We start from the raw sequence: 21,152 nt of genomic DNA on the forward strand, positions 1-21,152 counted from the left end.
GGCGGGGTCTTCCCCGGCTCGTCACCTCCGTGCGAGTTTGGTGGAACCAGCGGTGACAGGGTGGTGACCATGGGCGAGGACGTCGGCGTACGCAACTTCAGCCGGGAGGATCGGGCCCGCTACCGGGAGAAGGTCCGCCGCTGTCTGGACGTCTTCGCGGAGATGCTGCGCGAGTCCCGGTTCGACGTCGACCGGCCGATGACCGGCCTGGAGATCGAGTTGAACCTGGTGGACGACGACTCGATGCCGGCGATGCGCAACGCCGACGTGCTGGCCGCGGTGGCCGACCCGAGCTTCCAGACCGAACTCGGCCAGTTCAACGTGGAGATCAACGTCGAGCCCCGCCGGCTGGCCGGCACCGGCACCGCCGAGTTCGAACGGCACGTGCGGGCCAGCCTGAACGCGGCCGAGGAGAAGGCCCGCACGGTCGGCGCGCACATGGTGATGATCGGCATCCTGCCCACCCTGCGCCCCGAGCACCTGACCGCGGAGACGCTCTCGGCCAACCCGCGCTACCGGCTGCTCAACGAGCAGATCTTCGCGGCGCGCGGCGAGGACCTGCGCATCTCGATCAACGGGGTGGAGCGGCTGGCCGTCACCGCCGACACCATCACCCCGGAGGCGGCCTGCACCAGCACCCAGTTCCACCTCCAGGTCAGCCCGGCCCAGTTCGCCGACTACTGGAACGCCGCCCAGGCCATCGCCGGGATCCAGGTGGCGCTCGGCGCGAACGCGCCGCTGCTCTTCGGCCGGGAGCTGTGGCGGGAGACCCGCATCCCGCTGTTCCAGCAGGCGACCGACACCCGGCCGGAGGAGATCAAGGCGCAGGGCGTACGACCCCGGGTGTGGTTCGGCGAGCGCTGGATCACCACTGTCTTCGACCTGTTCGAGGAGAACGTGCGCTACTTCCCGGCGCTGCTGCCGGTCTGCGAGCCGGAGGACCCGGCCGAGACGCTCGCCGCCGGCGGGGTGCCGAAGCTGTCCGAGCTGCGGCTGCACAACGGCACCATCTACCGGTGGAACCGGCCGGTCTACGACGTGCTGCGCGGCCGCCCGCACCTGCGGGTGGAGAACCGGGTGCTGCCCGCCGGGCCGACCGTGCTCGACACCGTCGCCAACGGCGCCTTCTACTTCGGGCTGGTCCGGGCGCTGGCCGAGGCGGACCGGCCGCTGTGGTCGCAGATGTCGTTCAGCGCCGCCGAGGAGAACTTCTCCAACTGCGCCCGGCACGGCATCGACGCGCAGGTGTACTGGCCCGGCCTGGGCTACCTGCCGGTGACCGAACTGGTGCTGCGCCGGCTGCTGCCGCTGGCCTACCACGGGCTGGACCGGTGGGGGCTGGACCCGCAGGAGCGGGACCGGCTGCTCGGCATCATCGAACAGCGCTGCCTGACCGGGCGCAACGGGGCCAGCTGGCAGGTGGCCACGCTGCACCGGCTGGAGTCCGCCGACCACCTGGACCGGCCCGAGGCGCTGCGCGAGGTGGTGCGCCACTACGTCGACCTGATGCACAGCAACCGGCCGGTGCACGAGTGGCCGCTGCCCTGACCGGGCGCGGTGGGGCGGACGGGCTCAGGGCCGGTGTGGCGGCCGGGCGTGGCCGTCCTCGCGGTCGATGCGCAACTCCCGCTCCAGTTCGGCGATGACCGCCCGCAGGTCGTCCAGCCGCTGGGTGAGCGCGATTCGGTCCACCTCGTCGGGCACGCCGTCGCCGTCCTCGTCGTAGCCGGGCGCCAGCCGCTCGGTCATCTCCAGCCGGCGGGCCTCCTCCATCGAGTTGACGATGACCGCGATCAGGATGTTGAGCAGCAGGTTCACCGTGATGAGCACGTAGCTGACGTAGTAGAGCAGCGTCCACGGCGACACCGCCATGCCCTGCTCGATCAGGTCCGGCAGCGTCTCCAGCGACAGCAGCACGAACAGGGTCAGCAACGACCGCCCGATGTCGCCGTACTGCTCGGGGTAGGTGTCGGCGAACATCAGCCAGCCGGCCATGCCGTAGACGTACAGGGTCACCACGGCCAGCGCGAGGAAGCCGGCGACGCCGGGCAGGCTGCGCAGCAACGCCGCCACGATCGTGCGGAGGCCGGGCGAGAACCGGACCAGCCGCAGCACCCGGGCCACCCGCACCACCCGCAGCAGCGCCGAGTCGCCGTGCAGCCCCGGGATGAAGATGGCGAGGGTGACCAGGAAGTCGAAGACGTTCCAGCCGTGCCGGAAGAACTCCTGCGGCCGCCGGCCGTAGGCGAGCACCCGGATGACGATCTCGACCACGAAGGCGACCCGGAACGCCAGTTCCAGCCCGTGCAGGATCGGCCCGGCCCGGCCCAGGTCCGGGTACGTCTCCAGGCCGAGCACCACCCCGTTGGCCATGATGAGCACGATGATGGCGACCTCGAACGGGCGGGACCGCACGACGCGGGCGCACCGGTCGGCCACACTGGACCGGTCCGGGGCGGACGCACCGGTGGCCCGCCGCTGGTCGGGCACGCGGGGACGACTCACCGGGCGGCGAGCGCAGACGCCACACCCGGTCGCCGGCCGCGCCGACCGGCCGATCGCGACTGTTCGGCGAGGGCCTTGGGCACGACGAGCATGGCGACAGCCTAGCGAGTGATCACGCCTCGGCGGATCCTCGGCACCGGCCACCCTCGCCGGTGAGCGTGCTACCGCGGACCCATCGTGATGACTGTGCGATATCACCGAACCGGGCGACACGTCCGCGCCGGGAGGGTGCCGCGCCGGGTCAGCCCGCCGTCGCCGGCCACGGGGACGGGTCGTCGCGCAGCCGGCTGTAGAGGTAGCCGTCGCGCCACCGGCCGGCGCGGAACTCGCTGGCCCGGATCACGCCCTCGAACCGGAAGCCGGCCTTCTCCAGCGACCGCTGCTCGGCCGCGTTCTCCGGGTGGGTGCCGGCCTGGATCCGCTGCGCCGGGGTGTGCGCGAACAGGTAGTCGCAGAGCAGCGCCTGCGCCCGCCAGCCGATGCCCCGCCCGCGCCACTCCGGCAGCAGGGCGATGCCGATCTCCCAGTACCCGGCCGGCCCGGCGTACCGCCCGGCCCGGTAGCTGACGAAGCCGACCGCCCGCTCCGGGTCGACCTCGACGACCAGCCGCCCGTCGTCAGCGCCGAGGTAGCCGTCGGCGGCGAAGCGCCGGGCTGGGGCTGCGGCGTCCCGGAATCCGCTCCAGTCCAGCCCGATCAGGCCGGGCTCGCTGACGAAGCGGCGCAACATCGCCAGGTCCGGCTCGGCCACCGGGCGCAGCCGGACGGTGAGGCCGTCGGTCTCGTGCTCGATCCCGGCCAGCGATTCGTCCATTCGCGACACGCTAGCGGGCCACCGGCCGGCCCCGCCGCCCGGGTCAGACCGTCAGCAACACCTTGGTGCAGTCGTCCTGCTTCTTCTGGAAGATCTTGTAGCCCTTCGGCGCGTCGGCCAGCGGCATCCGGTGGCTGATGATGAAGCTCGGGTCGATCTCGCCCCGCTGGATCCGCTCCAGCAGCGGCCGGGTGTAGCGCTGCACGTGGCACTGTCCGGTCCGCATGATCAGCGACCGGTTCATGAAGGCCCCCATCGGGAACTTGTCCACGAACCCGCCGTACGCGCCGACCACCGAGACCACCCCGCCGCTGCGGCAGGACAGGATCGCCTCGCGCAGCGCGAAGGGCCGTTCCGTCTCCAGCCGCACCGCCTGCTTGGCCCGGTCGTACGCGTAGATCGCGGCGTTGCCGTGGTGCCCCTCCAGGCCGACCGCGTCGATGCACGCGTCCGGCCCCCGGCCGGCGGTCAGCTCGTTGAGCGCGTCGAGCACGTCGGTGTCCTCGTAGTTGATCGTCTCGGCGCCGGCGTGCTCGCGGGCCAGCCCCAGCCGGTACGGGTACCGGTCGATGACGATCACCCGGTCGGCGCCGAGCAGCCGGGCGCTGGCCGCGGCGAGCAGCCCGACCGGGCCGGCGCCCCAGACGGCGACCACGTCACCCGGCTTGATGTCGCACATCTCGGCGCCCATGTAGCCGGTCGGGAACACGTCGGCGAGCATCACCGCCTGCTCGTCGGGCACCTCGTCGGGGACCTTGATCGGGCCGACGTCGGCGAACGGCACCCGGGCGTACTCGGCCTGGCCGCCGGCGTAGCCGCCAAGCAGGTGGGAGTAGCCGAAGATGCCGGCCGGCGAGTGACCCATGACCTTCTCGGCGATGCCGGCGTTGGGGTTGGAGTTCTCGCAGACCGAGTAGAGGCCGCGCTGGCAGGAGGTGCAGTGCCCGCAGGCGATCGGGAACGGCACCACCACCCGGTCGCCGGGCCGCAGGTTGCGCACCTGCGGGCCGACCTCGACCACCTCGCCCATGAACTCGTGGCCGAGGATGTCGCCCTTGCGCATGGCCGGGATGTAGCCGTGGTAGAGGTGCAGGTCCGAGCCGCAGATCGCGGTGGAGGTGATCCGGACGATCGCGTCCCGGGCGTTCATGATCTTCGGGTCGGGCACGTCGATGACCTTGACGGTGTCCTTGCCCATCCACGCGGTGGCCTTCATCGGCTCTCCTTTCCGGGTCGGTCGGTCATCGGGTGGCGGCCGGCAGCGGCTGGGCCGGGCGTTGCATGACCTGCTGGCGGACCGAGATGCCGTCCGGGCTGCCCTCGGAGCGGACCACCTCGCCGGTCTCCAGCACCTGCTTGAACCGGCGCAGGTCGTCACGGACCTGCTGCTCCGGCTCCTCGCCGAAGAGCTTGGCGACGGTCCGGCCGAGCGCGCCGCCCGGCGGGGCGTAGCGCAGCTGCACGCGGACCTCGGTGCCCCGGTCGCCGGGGGCCGGTACGAAGCGGACCCGGCCGGCGTTGGGCACCCGGGTGCCGGGCAGCGACCGCCAGGCCAGCGACCGGTTCGGCTGGTCGTCGATGATCTCCGCGTCCCACTCGACCGAGCGGCCGGCCGGGCCGCGGGCGACCCAGTGCGAGCGGCGCAGGTCCTCGGCGCGCACCGACTCCAGGTGGGACATGAACCGGGGCAGGTTCTCCACGTCCCGCCAGTACCGGTACGCCTCGGCGGGCGTGCGGTTGACGGTGACCGCCAGTTCCATCCGGATCAGTCGCTGCCGGGCCCGGTGGGCGCGGCTGGCCCGTACCGCGGTGACCAGGTCGACGGCGGCGATGCCGGCGACCACGGCGGTGGTGAGGGCGACCCGCCGGCGGCGCTCGCCGCCGCGGTCGGCCATCGCCCGACCGAGCAGGGTCAGGTCCATCGCGTCGCCGGCCACCCTGGTCCACGCCCAGCCGGCCGGCCGGCGTCCGGCGATCAGCCCGGCCGCGTGCGCCAGCTCGCGGGCGCCGACCGCCGGGATCACCGCGCGGGCCGCGGGTGAATCGTCCACTCCGGTCAGCCGCGCGAGGGGACCGGGCGCGGCGAGCGCGCCCGCGCCGAGCGCCAGGCTGAGCCAACCCAGCGCCCGGGGCAGCAGCGCGGTCGGCTCCGGCCCGTCCAGTTCGGGCAACAGCACCTCGTCGGACCTGTCCACGGTCTGCCTCCTCGGTCGGCACGAGGCCGCCCGGTGCGACGGCGGGCGGCCTGGCGGTGAATCCGCCACCGTGACGCTATGCCCCGGAAACGGGCCATGAACCCGATTCCGCCGAGGTGACCGGGACGGCTTGCCGGCCGGAGGCTCAGCGGCGGCGGTACGACCGGTCCAGCAGCTCGACCAGTTCGTCGGCGGCGCGGCCGCTGTCGAAGTCCGGTCGGGCCAGCTGCTCGGCGACGATGGCGTCGACCGCGCCGTTGACCAGCACGGCGGCCAGGTCCGGGTCGACGTCGGGGCGGTAGTCCCCGGTGGACCGGGCGGCCTCGACGAGAGCCGCCACGCTCTGCCGGCGGCTCGGCGCGTCCGGCCGGTCGGTGACGCCGGTCTCCTCCGCGATGGCCTCGACGATCATCCGGGCGTGCTCGGGGTGCGCCCGCAGGTGGGCGACGAGCGAACGCACGTAGGCCGCCAGGGCGTCGGCCCCGGAGGCCGCCTCGACGGCCGCGCCGACCTCCGCGACCAGTGCCTCGATGGCCGCGGCGTAGGCGGCCCGCACCACCGCGTCCTTGGAGGGGAAGTGGTAGAGCACGGCCGCCTTGGACAGGCCCGCCGCCTCGGCGATGCGCGCCAGGGAGGTGCCGGCGTAGCCGTGCCGGGCGACCAGGTCGGTGGTCACCCGGATGAGCTGGGCACGCCGCGCCTGCTCGGTGAGGGTCAGCGGCCGGTCGGCGCGGTCCCTGCGGGTGGCGTCCGGTGTCATGCGGCGGTCCTCGGCTCTCGGGCGGTCGGCCCCGGCCAGCCTAGCCGGCCCGGCCGCCTGGCTGACCGGACGGTCGGTGTTTCTACCGCATGGTAGAAAATCTGACCGCTCGGTAGAATGGGGGACGCGAACGATCCATCGGAGATCACCACCGGAACCGAAGGTGAGCACCATGCGAGTACGCGTACCTCAGCTGCGGAATCGGCGGCGCTGGCTCCTCGGCGGCGCCCTGGCCCTGGTCACCGCCCTGGCGGTGACCGCCGGGCTCGCGCTGCACCAACCCTCGCCGGTCGGCTACTTCGTCTCCACCGAGGCGCAGGACCGCTTCGACCGGGCCTACCGGCGGGCGATGGCCGACCTGCCCACGCCGGACCGCACCCTCGACGTCCGGACCAGCTACGGCGTGGTCCGGGTCTACCACTTCGCCGGCGCCTCCCCCGCCGCCGACCCGCTGCTGCTGCTGCCGGGCCGGGCCGCCCCCTCGCCGGTGTGGGCCGACAACCTGCCGGCGCTGCTGCGGCTGCGCAACGTGTACACGGTGGACCTGCTCGGGGAACCCGGGATGAGCGTCCAGCGCCGCCCGATCGGCTCGGCCGAGGACCACGCGCAGTGGCTGCACGAGCTGCTGCGCGGGCTGCCCGAGCAGCGGCTGCACCTGGTCGGCCTGTCGATCGGCGGCTGGACGGCGATGAACCTCGCGGCGCACCGGCCGGAGAAGGTCGCCAGCGTCGTCCTGGTGGAGCCGGTCCTGGTCTTCACCGACCTGTCCTGGGCGGCGGTGCTCCGGTCGATCCCGGCGAGCGTGCGCTGGTTCCCCCGCTCCTGGCGGGACGACTTCGCCAGCTGGACGGCGAACGGCGCACCGGTCGAGGACGTCCCGGTCGCCGAGCTGATCGAGGCCGGGATGCAGTCGTACGTGCTGAGGCTGCCGACCCCCGACCGGCTCACCGAGGAGCAGCTCGCCGGCGTGCGGGTGCCGGTGCTGACCCTGCTCGCCGGGAAGTCGCCGATGCACGACGCCGCGGCCGGGGCCGAGCACGCCCGCCGCGTCCTGCCCGACGGGGTGGTGAAGGTCTACCCGGACGCCTCGCACGCGATCAACGGCGAACACCCGGAGGAGATCGCCGCGGACATCGCCGCCCACCTGACCCGCGTCCGGTGACCGGGGGGCCGCCCGCCGACGCCGCGCCACGCGCGAACGCGCGACCAGGCCGCCGCGGTGGGGCAGGATGACCGGTGGCTGTCGAGTTCCCCGAGTGGTGAAGAGGTCGCAGGCGCCATGGGTAGCCCGGAACTGGTCAGGTACGAGATCGGCGACGCCGAGCTGGCGGTGCGGTTGGCGGGCGACCGGCAGCAGCCGGCGCTGCTGCTGATCCACGGGTTTCCGGCCTCCTCGGCGTCGTTCCGGAACGTGATCGACACCCTCGCGCGGACCTGCTTCGTGATCGCTCCCGACCTGCCCGGGTTCGGTGGTTCCGCGCCGATCGACCGGCCCTCGTTCGCCCGGTTCGCGGACCTGGTCGGCGAGCTGCTCGCCCGACTCGACGCCCGGTCCTTCCACCTCTACCTGCACGACTACGGAGCGCCGGTGGGGCTCCACCTCGCCACCCGGGCGCCGGAGCGGGTCCGCGGCCTCATCGTCCAGAACGCCAACGCCCACACCAGCGGGATGGGGCCCACCTGGTCGGCCACCCGCGCCTACTGGGACGACCCCACCCCGGAACGGGCGGCCGAGGCGACCGCGCACCTGAGCTTCGAGGGGGTGCGCGACCAGTACGTGGGCGGCATACCCGGCGACCTCGCCGAGCGCGTCGACCCCCGGCTGTGGGCGGAAGACTGGCGGATCATGTCGCTCCCCGGCCGGCTGGAGACCAACCGCGCGCTGGTGCTCGACTATCGCCACCACGTCGCGCGCTTCGGGGAGATCGCCGACTACCTCGCTCGCTGGCAGCCACCGGCGCTGATGCTGTGGGGGCGGCACGACATCTTCTTCGACCTCGCCGAGACCCTCTCCTGGCTGAGGGCGCTGCCGCGGATGGAGGCGCACATCCTCGACGGACCACACTTCCTGCTGGAGACCCACCCGGTCGAGTGCGCCGCCCTGATGGACGCCTTCATCCGCCGGGTGGAGGAGCAGCGCCGCCGGTGAGCGGCCGCCGAATCACCGCGCCGGACCCACCAGCGTCACGGCCTCCCGCAGCGCGGCGACCGCCGTCCGCACCGCCGGGGCGTGCTCGACCCCGTCGTGCACCACCGCGTGGATCGACCGGATCGGTGTCGGGCGGACGAGCCGCACGCAGGTCACGCCGGGGGGCAGGTGGGCCGCGCCGAGCGCGGGGAGCACCGTCGGGCCGATGCCGGCCGCGACGAAGGCGAGCGCCGTCGGGTAGTCGTGCGCCTCGACCCGGAAGGCCGGGCTGAACCCGGCGGCGGTGCAGGCCTCGATGAGGTTGTCGCGGCACCAGCCGCGGGCGAAGTCGTTGTCGACCCAGCCCTCGTCGGCCAGGTCGGCCAGGTCCACCTGCCCCTTGCCGGCGAGGCGGTGCCCGGCGGGGAGCACCGCCACGTAGGGGTCGTCGACCAGGTGCTCGGCGGTGAGGCCGGAGCCGGGGTCGAAGCCTGACCCGGCCACCACCACCTGGATGTCGGCGCGCTCCTCCCGGCTGTCCGGGATCTGTTCGCGCAGTCGCAGGTCGAGCCGGACACCGGGGTGCTCGGTGAGGATGCGCCGCACCACGAGCGGCATCCACGCCGCCCCGACCGACGCGAAGTACGCGACGGAGAGTGCGCCGGTGCGGCCGGCCCGCAGGTCGGCGACCAGCGACTCGGCCGCGCCGAGCCGGGCGAGCACCCGTTCGGCTTCGGCGGCCAGGGCGTGCCCGGCCGCCGTGGGCCGCAGGCCCCGCCCGGCCCGGGCGAGGAGGGTGAGGCCCGTCTCGCGCTGGAGCGCGGTGAGGTGCTGGCTGATGGCGGAGGGGGTGTAGCCGAGGTTGGACGCGGCCGCCTGGACGGACCCGGACGCCACGACGGAGCGGAAGACACGGAGACGGTGGACGTCGAGCATGCCACGACTATAAAGCTCGACTGAATCGTGGTGAAGATACATTCACTGGTGCTGCACGGTAAGCCGCACGAGAATCACCACATGACCCGTGCGCGCACCGCCAGCCTCGCCGCCCCGAGCCGCTCCGACGCCCGGCCCGCGGCGGCCGGAGACGCACCCACCGGCGTTCCGGCGGACTCCCGGCCCCGGTCGTGGCCGACCGTGGCCGCCGCCGGAATCACCGTGTTCCTGTGGGCGTCGGCGTTCGTCGGCATCCGCTTCGCCGGGCACGACTACTCCCCCGGCGCCATGGCGCTGGGCCGGATGGCGGCGGCGTCGGCCGCGCTGAGCGCGTTCGTGGCCCTCACCGCCGGCGTCCGGCGCGAGCGGGCGCCGCACGCCGCGCCGGGCCGCCGGGCCGCGCTGCCCCGGGGCGGCACCCTGGGACTGATCGCGCTCTGGGGCGTGGCCTGGTTCGGCGGGTACAACGTGGCACTCAACGCGGCCGAGCGGCTGGTCGACGCCGGCACGGCGGCACTGCTGGTGGCGATCGCGCCCATCCTCGTCGCGGTGGCCGCGGTCGCCGTCCTGGGCGAGCGGCTCACCGGCCGGCTTGGCGTCGGGGTGGTGGTCGCCTTCGCGGGGGTCGCCCTGATCGCGGCCGGCGGCTTCACCGGGCAGGCAGACAAGGTCGGCGTCGCGCTGGCGGTGCTCTCCGCCGTGCTGTACGCCTTCGGCGTACTGCTCCAGAAGCGCCTGCTGGCGCGGGTGGACGCCGTGACGATGACCTGGCTCGGCGCGCTGGCCGGGACGGTGGCCCTGCTGCCCTTCGCGCCCGCGCTCGTCGCGGAGCTCGCCGCGGCCCCGGCGCCGGCCACCCTGGGCATGCTCTACCTGGGGGTGTTCCCGACCGCTGTCGGCTTTCTCGCCTGGGGCTACGTGCTGTCCCGCTGGACCGCCGGCCGCACCACCGCCGCCACCTACCTGTCGCCGCCGGTGACCGTGCTGCTGTCGTGGACGCTGCTGGGCGAGGTACCGGCGCCGCTCGCGCTGCTCGGCGGCGCGCTCTGCCTGACCGGCGTGGTGTTCGCGACCCGCCGCTGACACCCTCGCGCCCGCCTCCCCGATGTAAAACTTTCTAGACACGATGTCAAGAACGCCTTACTCTGACTGTGTCAAGGATTCTTTACATCGGGAGGCGGTCATGACGCACGAGGAGAAACGCGCCTGGATCATGCTGGTGGTCAGCGCGGTCGGCTACGCCGTCTACGCGACCGTCGTGCTGAGCCGGGTCGACGGCGAGCCACTCGCCGCCACCCCCTACGCCGGCGTTCTGCTGTGGACCATCGGCGGCGCGATCGTCGCCAGCATCGTGGCCGAGATCGCCATGGGCGTGGTGAACCCCCGGGCGTCCCGGGTCAGGGACGACCGCGACCGGGAGATCGGGCGGCTCGGCGACCACGTCGGCCAGGCGTTCGTCATCATCGGCGCGGTGTCGGCGCTGCTCATGGCGCTGGCCGAGTGGGACTGGTTCTGGATCGCCAACGTCATCTACCTGTGCTTCGTCCTGTCGGCGGTGGTCGGCTCCCTGGCGAAGGTGATCGTCTACCGCCGGGGTGTCCCGCAGTGGTGAAGCCGACCCGCGTCACCAACAGCATCCGCGCGCTGCGCTTCGCGCACGACGAGATGACCCAGGCCGAGCTGGCCGAGCGGATCGGCGTGACCCGGCAGACGGTCATCGCCATCGAGCAGGGCCGCTACTCCCCCTCGCTGGAGATGGCGTTCCGGATCGCCCGCGTGTTCGGCGCGCGGCTCGACGACGTGTTCCAGTACCCCGAGGAGGCGGCACCGTGAAAGCCATCGTCCACGACAGCTACGGCCCGGCCGACGTACTCCGGCTCCGCGACATCGACCAGCCGGCCATCGGCGACGACGACGTGCTGGTCCAGGTCCGCGCCGCCGCGGTCGACCCCGGAGTGTGGATCTTCATGACCGGCCGCCCCTACCTGGCGCGGCTGGCCAGCGGGTTGCGCCGGCCCCGGGTGCCGGTGCTCGGCCGGGACCTGGCCGGCGTGGTGGCCGCGGTCGGCGCCCGGGTGACCCGGTTCCGGCCGGGCGACGAGGTCTACGGCACCTGCCTGCGCGGCTCGTACGCCGAGTTCGCCAGCGCGCCGCAGCGGCGCCTGGCCCACAAGCCGGCCAACCTGTCGTTCGCGCAGGCCGCCGCGGCGCCGGTCTCCGGGATGACGGCACTGCGCGCGGTCCGCGACAGCGGCCAGGTCCGCGCCGGGCACCGGGTGCTGGTCATCGGCGCGTCCGGCGGCGTCGGCTCCCACGCCGTGCAGATCGCCAAGGCGTACGGGGCGACGGTCACCGCCGTCTGCGCCCCGGCCCGGGCCGAGTTCGTCCGCTCCCTCGGCGCCGACGACGTCCTCGACTACACCAGCGAGGAGGTCGACCGCGACGGCCCGGTCTACGACGTGGTCATCGACACCGGCGGCGACCGGCCGTTCTCGCTGCTGCGCCGCGCCCTCACCCCGCGCGGGACGCTGGCGCTGGTCGGCGGCGCGTACACCAAGGGCCCGGTGCTCAGCGGCTACGACCGGCAGATGGTCCGCGCACCGCTGCTGTCCCTGTTCGTCGGCCAACGGCTGCGCAGCGTCAGCGCCGTGGAGCGGGCCGAGGACCTGGCGGAGCTGGGGAGGCTCATCGAGTCCGGCGCGCTCACCCCGGCGGTGGACCGCACCTATCCCCTGGCCGAGACGGCGGACGCGATCCGCCACCTCCGGGACGGTCACCCGGCCGGAAAGATCGTCATCACCATGCCCGGATTAACCGGTCGTTGATCAGCCGGGCCGGCTGTTAGCGTCGGGCGGTGTTCGCCACCGAACGGGTGCGACTGCGCCCACCCACGCCCGACGACGCGCCGAACCTGTTCCGCCTGAAGAGCGATCCCGAGCTGCACCTGATCACCGACGGCGAGCCGTTCCTGCCGCGCCACGTCGGCCAGCTCCGGGCCTGGCTGGAGCGGCAGGTCGTCGAGCCGGCCGACGGCCAGAGCCCGGTGCTGCTGCTGGCCGAGACCGTGGCCGACGGCACCTTCCTGGGCCGCGGCGTGCTGTGGGGGATCAACGCGTTCAACGGGTACGGCCACCTCGGCATCGCGCTGGTCCCCGAGGCGCGCGGCCAGGGGTACGGGACCGAGGTGATCCACCTGCTCTGCCGGTACGGCTTCCGCAACCGCAACCTGCGCCGGCTGGAGCTGGAGACGCTGGCCAGCAACACGGCCATGCGGCGGACCGCGGAGGCGTGCGGCTTCACCCACGAGGGCACCCAGCGGGAGCGCGAGTACGACGGCGACGGCTTCGCCGACTTCGTGCTCTACGGCCTGCTCCGGCGCGACTGGAAGCCGTAACCGGGCGGTCCTAGCGGGAGGGCGGGATAGCCTACCTGCGGCGCCGCGATCCGCGTGACCGGAGGAGTCGATGCTGGGATGACGGCAGAGCGACCGATGCCCACACAGGACGACGTGCTCGGGTACTTCCACACGCTGTCGAACTGGGGACGGTGGGGCGACGACGACCAGCTCGGGACGCTGAACCACATCACCGACGACGTCCGGCTGGCGGCGGCGCGGGCCGTACGCCACGGCAGGAGCGTGTCGTGCGCCTGGGAGGTCGCCGCACCGGAGGAGATGGAGCGGTCGACGACGACGTGCCCGTGCGCCGCCGACATGCCGGGTGCCGAGAACATGCCGCCCGCCTTCCACGCCGACCGGCGCTGGGGCTTCTCGTCCGAACGGCTCGGCATCATGTTCCACGGCAACACCGTCACCCACCTCGACTCGCCGTGCCACATCTTCTGGGACGGCACGATGTACAACGGGCGGTCGCACTCGCTGGTCGACGCCGCCACGGGATCGGGGTGGGCGGCCGTCACGGCGGCGGCGAACGGGATCGTCACGCGTGGTGTCCTGCTGGACGTCGCGAGGGTCCGTGACGTGCCGTGGCTGGAACCGGGGCAGGGTGTGTTTCCCGACGACCTGGAGGAGGCCGAGCGTCGCCAGGGCGTGCGGGTGCGACCCGGCGACGCGGTACTCCTGCGGACCGGCTACGGCCGCTTCCGGCACGAGTCCGGTGCTACCAGTGGTGTCACCCAGGCCGGCTGGCACGCGTCCTGCCTGCCGTGGCTGCACGAACGGGAGGTCGCGCTGATCGGCGCCGACACCCCGCAGGACGTCCAGCCGTCGGGGTACGACGACGTGCTGATGCCGGTGCACGCCGTGAGCCTCGTCGCGATGGGGCTGTGGCTGCTCGACAACTGCGACCTGGAGGCGTGCGCGACGACGGCCGCCGACCTCGGCCAGTGGGACTTCCACCTCGCGGTCGCGCCGGTCCGCTTCGCCGGTACGTCCGGCAGCCCGGTCAACCCGATCGCCACCTTCTGACCTGACGTACCCCGTCAGGCCGGCCGCCCGCGATCCTGTTCACCCACGCCGCCCGGTGTCGATCCCGGTCACGAGCGGGCGTGGCATCGCGGTAAACCGGGTTGTGGACCCGGGTGGGCGCGCGAGATCGTTTGAGGCGGCACCCTGCCGCACCTGTTGGAGGACTTGAATGGCCGACCTCGCGCCCGCATCGCTGCCCGCCCCGCCCTACTACGCGGTCGTGTTCACCTCCGTGCGGACCCCTGGCGACAACGGCTACCGGGACCGGGCCGAGCAGATGCTGAAGCTGGCTGCCGACCAGCCGGGATTCCTCGGCGTCGATTCGGCTCGCGGTGCGGACGGTCTGGGGATCACGGTGTCGTACTGGCGAGACGAGGAGTCGATCGCGGCCTGGCGGGCTCACGCGGAGCACGCCCCGGTCCGTGCCCACGGGCGGGAGCACTGGTATGCCTCGTTCGCGGTGCACGTAGCCAAGGTCGAGCGCGCCTACGGTTTCACCCGCCCAGCAGGTCGGTAGGCGCCGCCGCGGTTTCACCGCCGCCACTTGGACGCCCCGGCCGGCCTGTTCCTTCCGCCCCTGCGTCTCGCGCAGAAGCTGGACGGTCCGGCAGCTGCGGCTGGAGCAGGACGACAGTTGTCACGATTGGTAATCGCCTAAGCACTCTCGGCGACTATTGTCGATCGGGGACAGCGGCGTCCAACCAGCGGTCGCGGAGGGGCGAGGACGAATGGCCGGTGACGTTCGTGCGGGCGAAGTCGACGAACTGACGTTCATCAACCCGACGGGTCTCTACGATCCTCGGCCGAACGCGTACTCACATCTTGCGGTGTTCCCGGCCGGCTGGCGAATGATCCTTCCGGCCGGACAAGGCGGCGAGACCGAGGACGGCGTCCTGTCGGAGGACTTCGGGACGCAGCTCAGGCAAGCGCTGACGAACACGGAGACCGTGCTCGCGGCCGCCGGCGCCACGATGTCGGACGTGGCGAAGTTCAACCTGCTCATCGTCGACCACGACGAGGAGAAGTTCGGGGTGGTGAAACAGGAGTTCGGTCGGGTGTGGGGTGACCGCAAGCCGGCATGGACGCTGATCCCGGTGCCCGCCCTGGCGTTGCCCGGCATGCTGGTGGAGATCGACGTCATCGCTGTGGTGCCGCGCTGAGAGAACAGCTCACAGCGCCACTATCGCCGCCGTCTCCGCCGGTAGCTCGATCCGGTCCCGCATCACCGTGACCCCGTCCCCGGTGGCCAGCAGCACCCGCCGCGCCACCCCGGGCAGCGTGATCCGCTGCGGCTTCGCCGCCAGGTTCGCCGCCACCAGGCACTCCCCCCGCCGCATCACCAGGAACTGGTCCCCGTGCCGTACGTCCACCGCCGACAGCCGCGGATCCGACAGGTCAGCCCGCGACTTCCGCAGCGCGATCAGCCGCCGGTAGAACTCGTACATCTCCCGGTGCTCCGGCTTGTCCAGCTCCGCCCAGTCCAACCGCGACCGCAGGAACGTCTCCGGATCCTGCGGATCCGGCACGTCAGCCGAGGCCCACCCGTGCGAGGCGAACTCCCGCTTGCGCCCAGCGGCGACAGCAGCGGCAAGCTCCGGTTCGGGATGCGACGTGAAGAACTGCCACGGCGTGGAGGCCGCCCACTCCTCCCCCATGAACAGCATCGGCGTGAACGGCGCCGTCATCAGCAGCGTCGCGCCCACCCGCAGCAGCGCAGGCGACAGCGAAGCCGAGATTCGATCCCCAGTAGCCCGGTTCCCGATCTGGTCGTGGTTCTGCAAATAGGCCACCAGCCGGTGCCCGGGCAGCCGCTGGCGGTCCACCGGCCGCCCGTGGTGCCGCTGCCGGAACGACGACCAGGTGCCCGCGTGGAAGAACCCGCCGGTCAGCACGTCGGTCAGCGCTTCGAGCGACCCGAAGTCCCCGTAGTAGCCCTGCCGCTCTCCCGTCAGCAGCGTGTGCAGCGCGTGGTGGGCGTCGTCGTTCCACTGGGCGTGCAGGCCGTACCCGCCGGCCTCGCGGGGCGTGATGAGCCGCGGGTCGTTGAGGTCGGATTCGGCGATCAGCGACAGCGGCCGGCCCAGGTGCGTCGACAGCGCCTCGACCTCGACGGTCACCTCTTCGAGCAGATGCACGGCCCGGGAGTCGGGCATGGCGTGCACGGCGTCCAGCCGCAGGCCGTCGACGTGGTAGTCGCGCAGCCACATCAGCACGGAGTCGATGATGTAGCGGCGTACGCCGTCGGAGTGCGGCCCGTCCAGGTTGACGGTGCGGCCCCACGGGTTGCTCTGCTCGCTGAGGTACGGCGCGAACATCGGCGCGTAGGCCCCGGAGGGGCCGAAATGGTTGTAGACGACGTCGAGGATCACCCCCAGCCCCTTGGCGTGGGCGGCGTCGACCAGGCGTTTCAGCCCGTCCGGCCCGCCGTAGGGCTCGTGCGGGGCGAACCAGCAGACCCCGTCGTACCCCCAGTTGTGCTCGCCGTTGAAGGCGTTGACCGGCAGCAGCTCGATCAGGTCGACGCCCAGGTCGACCAGGTGGTCGAGCCTGCCGATCGCCGCGTCGAAGGTGCCCTCGGGGGTGAACGTGCCGACGTGCAACTCGTACAGAACGCTGCCGGGCAGTTGGCGGCCGGTCCACGACGCGTCGGTCCAGGGGAACGAGGGATGGGAGTAGAGCCGGCTCGGTCCATGCACGCCGGCCGGCTGCCACGCCGAGCGCGGGTCGGGCAGCGGTTGGTCGTCGTCGTCGAGGAGGAAGGCGTAGTCGGTGCCGGGGCCGGCGCCGGGCACCTCGACCCGCCACCACCCGCCCGGGCCGGGGCGCATCGCGCGGTCCGCGTCGCCGGTCAGGCGCAGCCGGACCCGGGTGACGTCCGGCGCCCACACCGCGAATTCGGTCATGACGCAGCCTCCACGGACTCGGTGGTGGGAGCCAGCAGCGCGACGGGATAGGTGCTCAGCAGATCATGAAGGAGCAGCTCAGACCCACTGTAGACCCGACCGGTGAACATGTCCCTAACTCGATGAACAGAAATCGACAGGGTGGTGCCGCGCCACCCGCCGGCGGCGGCCAGCCGCAGCGGCAGCCGGGTCGCCACCGCTGTCGCGCCACCCCGGTCGAAGGCCACCACGTGCCGGGCGGCCGGCCCGCGCACCGGCACCGGCCGGTAGCCGGTGAACAGCTCCGGGCGGTCCCGCCGCAGCCGCAGGGTCCGCGACACCACCAGCAGCTTCGCCGCCCCGCCGGCGTCGACCGCCGGCCGCCAGCCGGCGTCGAGCCGGGCCAGCAGCCCTCGGCGTACGGCGAAGTCGACCGGCCGCCGGTTGTCCGGGTCGACCAGGGAGTTGTCCCACAGCTCGGTGCCCTGGTAGGTGTCCGGCACCCCGGGCATGGCCAGCTGCACCAGCTTCTGCCCGAGCGAGTTGGACCAGCCCGCCGGGGTGATCTCGGCGGCGAAGGCGCCGATCGAAGCGGTCAGGGCGGCGTCGTCGTACATCGCGTCGACCAGCGCGTGCATGGCCCGCTCGAACGCCGGGTCGGGGTCGGTCCAGCTGGTCGACGCGGCGGCCTCCCGGGCCGCCTTCTCGGCGTACGCGTGCAGGCGCTCGCGCTCGATCGGCCAGGCGCCGACGGCGGTCTGCCACAGCAGGTGCGCGAAGGCCGGGTCCGGCAGCGGTACCCGTGCCATCCAGTCGCCCACCAGCGACGCCCAGCGCTCCGGCAGCTCCGACAGGACGGCCAGCCGGGCCCGCACGTCCTCCGACCGCTTGGTGTCGTGGGTGGAGAGCGTGGTCATGCTCGCCGGCCAGCGCACCTGCCGGGCGGTGGCGAACCGGTGGAACTCGGCCGGCGGCACGCCGAAGTGCGCCGGGCTGCCGCCGACCTCGTTGAGTGCCACGAACCGGCTCCACCGGTAGAACGCGGTGTCCTCCACGCCCTTGGCCATCACCGCGCCGGTGAACTGCGGGAACCGCTGGGCCAGCTCGTCGTCGGGGTCGCGCAGCCGGCGGGTCAGCGCGTCCAGGGCGCCGGTGAGGTCGGGGCGGCGCCGGCCGGCCTCGGCGCGGGCGGCGGCCAGGTGCCGGGCGCCCTCCGGCGGGTAGCCCCGGTACACCGGGAAGGCGGCGGCGAGTTCGGCCAGCGCCGACCGGGCCGCGGCCGGCTCCACCTCGGGGACGAGCGCGGCCAGCCGGGTCAGCTCGGCGGCGAGCAGCCGGGTGGCCGCGGCCAGCTTGGTGTCGTGGGTCAGGTCCTGCCACGAGGTGGGGTGCCCGACCAGCCGGGTGTCCAGGGCGGTGAAGTCGGCTTCGACGTCCGGGTCGACGAAGAGGCCGCCGACGGCGGCGAGGGCGTCGTAGCCGGTGGTGCCGTCCACCGGCCAGTCCGGCAGTTCCTCGCCGTACTCCAGGATCTTCTCCACCACCAGCCAGGCGCCCGGCGCGGCCGCCCGCAGCCGGGCCAGGTAGCCGGCCGGGTCGCGCAGGCCGTCGGGGTGGTCGACCCGGATGCCGTCTACCTCGCCGGCCGCCGCCCAGCGCAGGATCTCGGCGTGCGTGGCGGCGAAGACCTCCGGGTCCTCCACCCGCAGCCCGGCCAGGTCCGAGACGGCGAAGAACCGGCGGTACGTCAGCTCGGCGTCACCGCGCCGCCAGGAGACCAGCTCGTAGTGCTGCCGGTCGTGCACCTGGCGGGGCGTGCCCTCGCCGGTGCCGTCGGCGATCGGGAAGCGGTGCTCGTGGTAGCGCAGCTCGCCGTCGGCCAGCTTGAGGTCGTCGAGCGCGTCCGGGGTGTCGGCCAGCACCGGCAGCAGCAGCGGGCCGCGCTCCCAGTCGATGTCGAACCAGCCCGCGTACGCCGACTCGCGGCCCCGGCGCAGCACGTCCCACCAGGCCGGGTTGGCCGCCGGCACGGCCACCCCGGCGTGGTTCGGCACGATGTCCACGACCAGGCCGAGGCCGGCCGCCCGCAACGCCCGCACCAGGCGTTGCCGGCCGGACTCGCCGCCCAGTTCCGGGCTGACCGCCCGGTGGTCGACCACGTCGTAGCCGTGCGCGGAGCCGGGCGTGGCGGTCAGCAGCGGCGCGCTGTACAGGTGGCTGACGCCGAGGTCGGCCAGGTAGTCGGCGAGGCCGGCGGTGGCGGCCAGGTCGAAGCCGGGGCGGACCTGCACGCGGTAGGTGGCGCGCGGGGTGGTCGCCATGTCAGGCCGTCCTCTCCAGCACCACCACGCAGCGGTCCGGCACGGTCAGCGCGCCGCCGGCCTCGACCACCGCCGTCTTCTCCGGTTCCGGTTCGGCGGTGCTGATCACCACTTCCCAGCGCTGCCCGAACTCGGGACCGGGCAGGGTGAAGTCCAGCGGCGCGTCGTGGGCGTTGAAGCAGAGCAGGAAGGAGCTGTCGACGTGGCGCTGGCCGTACTGGCCGCGTTCGCGGATGCCCTCGCCGTTGACGAAGAGCGCCACCGAGCGGCCGAAGTCGTTGCCCCAGTCCTCGCCGGTCATCTCCCGCCCGTCCGGGGTGTACCAGGCCAGGTCGGGCAGGGGCTCGTCGACCAGCCGGGAGCGCACCGGCAGGCCGGTGAAGAACCGGCGGCGGCGGAACACCTGGTGCCGGCGGCGGAAGGCGACCAGCTTGCGGGTGAACTCCAGCAGCTCGGCGTCGGCGCCGTCCCAGTCGATCCAGGCCAGCTCGCTGTCCTGGCAGTAGGCGTTGTTGTTGCCCCGCTGGGTGCGGCCCAGCTCGTCGCCGTGCCCGATCATCGGCACGCCCTGGGAGAGCATCAGGGTGGCCAGGAAGTTGCGCCGCTGCCGGGCCCGCAGGGCGAGCACCGCCGGGTCGTCGGTGGGCCCCTCCACGCCGCAGTTCCAGGACCGGTTGTGGCTCTCGCCGTCCCGGTTCTCCTCGCCGTTGGCCTCGTTGTGCTTGTCGTTGTACGACACCAGGTCGGCCAGGGTGAACCCGTCGTGACAGGTGACGAAGTTGATGCTGTGGAACGGGCGGCGCCCGTCGTCCTGGTAGAGGTCGGCCGAGCCGGAGATGCGGGAGGCGAACTCCGCCAGGGTGGCCGGCTCGCCGCGCCAGAAGTCGCGCACGGTGTCCCGGTACTTGCCGTTCCACTCGGTCCACACCGGCGGGAAGTTGCCCACCTGGTAGCCGCCGGGGCCGACGTCCCACGGCTCGGCGATCAGCTTGACCTGGCTGACCACCGGGTCCTGCTGCACCACCTCGAAGAAGGTGGAGAGGCGGTCCACCTCGTAGAACTCCCGGGCCAGGGTGGCGGCCAGGTCGAAGCGGAAGCCGTCGACGTGCATCTCGGTCACCCAGTAGCGCAGCGAGTCCATGATCAGCTGGAGCGAGTGCGGGCTGCGTACGTTGAGGCTGTTGCCGGTGCCGGTGTAGTCGACGTAGTAGCGCCGGTCGTCCTCGCTGAGCCGGTAGTAGCTGGCGTTGTCGACGCCCTTGAAGCTCAGCGTCGGGCCGAGGTGGTTGCCCTCGGCGGTGTGGTTGTAGACCACGTCGAGGATGACCTCGATGCCGGCGGCGTGCAGCGCCTTCACCATGCCGCGGAACTCCTGCACCTGCTGGCCGAGCCGGCCGAGCGCGGAGTAGCCGTGGTGCGGGGCGAAGAAGCCGATGGTGTTGTAGCCCCAGTAGTTGCGCAGTCCCAGGTCGGCCAGCCGGTGGTCGTGCACGAACTGGTGCACCGGCATCAGCTCGATGGCGGTCACCCCGAGCCGGGTCAGGTGCTCGATCATCGGCGGCGAGGCGATGCCGGCGTACGTGCCGCGCAGCTCCTCGGGGATGTCGGGGTGGCGCATGGTCAGGCCGCGCACGTGCGCCTCGTAGATCACCGAGTGGTGGTACGGGGTGCGCGGCGGGGCGTCGTTGCCCCAGTCGAAGTACGGGTTGACCACCACCGACTTGGGCATGAACGGCGCCGAGTCGGTGGTGCTCATCCGCTCCGGGTCGCCGTGCTCGTAGTCGTAGACCGCCGGGTCCCAGGTGACGTCGCCGTCGATCGCCTTGGCGTACGGGTCGAGCAGCAGCTTGTGCGGGTTGCAGCGCAGCCCGTTCGCCGGGTCGTACGGGCCGTGCACCCGGTAGCCGTACCGCTGCCCGGGCTCGATGCCCGGGACGTAGGCGTGCCAGACGTAGGCGTCCACCTCGCGCAGCTCGACCCGCCGCTCGGCCCCGACGTCCCACTCGTCGAAGAGGCAGAGCTCGACCCGCTCGGCCACCTCCGAGAAGATCGCGAAGTTGGTGCCCATCCCGTCGTAGGTGGCCCCGAGGGGATAACGCTCACCCGGCCAGACCTGCATGTCGCTCCTTCGGCGCAAGATCATGAGCGCACCACGCACCATGAGCACACCACGCGGCGAGGCCGG

The 21,152-nt window shown here is 72.8% G+C and carries 20 protein-coding genes; 11 read left to right on the forward strand and 9 right to left on the reverse strand.

Annotated features, from left to right (window positions below):
- Positions 1 to 69 precede the first annotated feature (69 nt).
- On the forward strand, positions 70 to 1,548 hold the full coding sequence (locus Q3W71_RS24550; RefSeq protein WP_302921809.1) for a glutamate--cysteine ligase: 1,479 nt from the start codon (positions 70 to 72) through the stop codon (positions 1,546 to 1,548).
- Between the two features lie 24 nt (positions 1,549 to 1,572).
- Here Q3W71_RS24550 and Q3W71_RS24555 read toward each other — a convergent pair whose 3' ends face one another.
- The 5 genes from Q3W71_RS24555 to Q3W71_RS24575 all read right to left on the reverse strand — a co-directional run bounded on the left by Q3W71_RS24555 (position 1,573) and on the right by Q3W71_RS24575 (position 6,274).
- Positions 1,573 to 2,505 carry an ion transporter gene (locus Q3W71_RS24555; protein ID WP_302921810.1) on the reverse strand — a complete coding sequence of 311 codons (933 nt, stop codon included), beginning with the start codon at positions 2,503 to 2,505 and terminating at the stop codon, positions 1,573 to 1,575.
- A 241-nt stretch (positions 2,506 to 2,746) separates the two neighbouring features.
- Positions 2,747 to 3,319, reverse strand: coding sequence for a GNAT family N-acetyltransferase (locus tag Q3W71_RS24560; protein ID WP_302921811.1), 573 nt, complete (start codon positions 3,317 to 3,319; stop codon positions 2,747 to 2,749).
- 43 nt (positions 3,320 to 3,362) lie between these two features.
- Positions 3,363 to 4,535 carry a zinc-dependent alcohol dehydrogenase gene (locus tag Q3W71_RS24565; protein ID WP_302921812.1) on the reverse strand — a complete coding sequence of 391 codons (1,173 nt, stop codon included), beginning with the start codon at positions 4,533 to 4,535 and terminating at the stop codon, positions 3,363 to 3,365.
- A gap of 25 nt (positions 4,536 to 4,560) precedes the next feature.
- Complete coding sequence (locus tag Q3W71_RS24570; RefSeq protein WP_302921813.1) at positions 4,561 to 5,514, reverse strand: SRPBCC family protein; 954 nt, start codon at positions 5,512 to 5,514, stop codon at positions 4,561 to 4,563.
- 145 nt (positions 5,515 to 5,659) lie between these two features.
- A complete protein-coding gene (locus tag Q3W71_RS24575; protein ID WP_302921814.1) occupies positions 5,660 to 6,274 on the reverse strand; it encodes a TetR/AcrR family transcriptional regulator in 615 nt (204 codons plus the stop codon).
- A gap of 172 nt (positions 6,275 to 6,446) precedes the next feature.
- On the opposite strand from Q3W71_RS24575, the gene Q3W71_RS24580 reads away from it, so the two are divergent.
- Together Q3W71_RS24580 and Q3W71_RS24585 are read left to right on the forward strand one after the other, a co-directional pair.
- Positions 6,447 to 7,436, forward strand: coding sequence for an alpha/beta fold hydrolase (locus tag Q3W71_RS24580; protein WP_302921815.1), 990 nt, complete (start codon positions 6,447 to 6,449; stop codon positions 7,434 to 7,436).
- Between the two features lie 117 nt (positions 7,437 to 7,553).
- Positions 7,554 to 8,423, forward strand: a complete 870-nt coding sequence (locus tag Q3W71_RS24585) for an alpha/beta fold hydrolase (RefSeq protein ID WP_302921816.1) — start codon at positions 7,554 to 7,556, stop codon at positions 8,421 to 8,423.
- 12 nt (positions 8,424 to 8,435) lie between these two features.
- Here the strand turns inward: Q3W71_RS24585 and Q3W71_RS24590 are convergent, their stop codons facing one another.
- Positions 8,436 to 9,338 (reverse strand): LysR family transcriptional regulator, encoded by a 903-nt coding sequence (locus Q3W71_RS24590; RefSeq protein WP_302921817.1) that lies wholly within the window; start codon positions 9,336 to 9,338, stop codon positions 8,436 to 8,438.
- Positions 9,339 to 9,419: 81 nt separating this feature from the next.
- On the opposite strand from Q3W71_RS24590, the gene Q3W71_RS24595 reads away from it, so the two are divergent.
- The 8 genes from Q3W71_RS24595 (at position 9,420) to Q3W71_RS24630 (ending at position 14,924) form a co-directional block, all read left to right on the forward strand.
- A complete protein-coding gene (locus tag Q3W71_RS24595) occupies positions 9,420 to 10,421 on the forward strand; it encodes a DMT family transporter (RefSeq protein ID WP_302921818.1) in 1,002 nt (333 codons plus the stop codon).
- 100 nt (positions 10,422 to 10,521) lie between these two features.
- Positions 10,522 to 10,950, forward strand: a complete 429-nt coding sequence (locus tag Q3W71_RS24600) for a hypothetical protein (protein WP_302921819.1) — start codon at positions 10,522 to 10,524, stop codon at positions 10,948 to 10,950.
- Positions 10,944 to 11,171, forward strand: a complete 228-nt coding sequence (locus Q3W71_RS24605) for a helix-turn-helix transcriptional regulator (RefSeq protein ID WP_368051115.1) — start codon at positions 10,944 to 10,946, stop codon at positions 11,169 to 11,171. Before Q3W71_RS24600 ends, Q3W71_RS24605 begins: the two co-directional genes overlap by 7 nt.
- Positions 11,168 to 12,163 (forward strand): NAD(P)-dependent alcohol dehydrogenase, encoded by a 996-nt coding sequence (locus tag Q3W71_RS24610; protein ID WP_302921820.1) that lies wholly within the window; start codon positions 11,168 to 11,170, stop codon positions 12,161 to 12,163. Before Q3W71_RS24605 ends, Q3W71_RS24610 begins: the two co-directional genes overlap by 4 nt.
- A 29-nt stretch (positions 12,164 to 12,192) precedes the next feature.
- Positions 12,193 to 12,732 carry a GNAT family N-acetyltransferase gene (locus tag Q3W71_RS24615; protein ID WP_302921821.1) on the forward strand — a complete coding sequence of 180 codons (540 nt, stop codon included), beginning with the start codon at positions 12,193 to 12,195 and terminating at the stop codon, positions 12,730 to 12,732.
- Between the two features lie 96 nt (positions 12,733 to 12,828).
- Positions 12,829 to 13,764: a cyclase family protein gene (locus Q3W71_RS24620; RefSeq protein ID WP_302921822.1), complete on the forward strand. Its 936-nt coding sequence runs from the start codon at positions 12,829 to 12,831 to the stop codon at positions 13,762 to 13,764.
- 169 nt (positions 13,765 to 13,933) lie between these two features.
- Entirely contained in the window at positions 13,934 to 14,281 is a 348-nt protein-coding gene (locus tag Q3W71_RS24625) for an antibiotic biosynthesis monooxygenase (RefSeq protein WP_302921823.1), read from the forward strand.
- A gap of 211 nt (positions 14,282 to 14,492) precedes the next feature.
- A complete protein-coding gene (locus Q3W71_RS24630; RefSeq protein ID WP_302921824.1) occupies positions 14,493 to 14,924 on the forward strand; it encodes a RidA family protein in 432 nt (143 codons plus the stop codon).
- A 9-nt stretch (positions 14,925 to 14,933) separates the two neighbouring features.
- Here Q3W71_RS24630 and treZ read toward each other — a convergent pair whose 3' ends face one another.
- The 3 genes from treZ to glgX are packed head-to-tail and all read right to left on the reverse strand — an operon-like array spanning position 14,934 to position 21,086.
- Positions 14,934 to 16,667, reverse strand: coding sequence for a malto-oligosyltrehalose trehalohydrolase (treZ, locus tag Q3W71_RS24635; protein ID WP_302921825.1), 1,734 nt, complete (start codon positions 16,665 to 16,667; stop codon positions 14,934 to 14,936).
- Positions 16,664 to 18,967, reverse strand: coding sequence for a malto-oligosyltrehalose synthase (gene treY / locus Q3W71_RS24640; RefSeq protein ID WP_302921826.1), 2,304 nt, complete (start codon positions 18,965 to 18,967; stop codon positions 16,664 to 16,666). Before treY ends, treZ begins: the two co-directional genes overlap by 4 nt.
- 1 nt (position 18,968) lies before the next feature.
- Complete coding sequence (glgX, locus tag Q3W71_RS24645) at positions 18,969 to 21,086, reverse strand: glycogen debranching protein GlgX (protein ID WP_302921827.1); 2,118 nt, start codon at positions 21,084 to 21,086, stop codon at positions 18,969 to 18,971.
- Positions 21,087 to 21,152 lie beyond the last annotated feature (66 nt).

The organism is Micromonospora sp. C28SCA-DRY-2, assembly GCF_030519475.1.
GTDB lineage: Bacteria > Actinomycetota > Actinomycetes > Mycobacteriales > Micromonosporaceae > Micromonospora.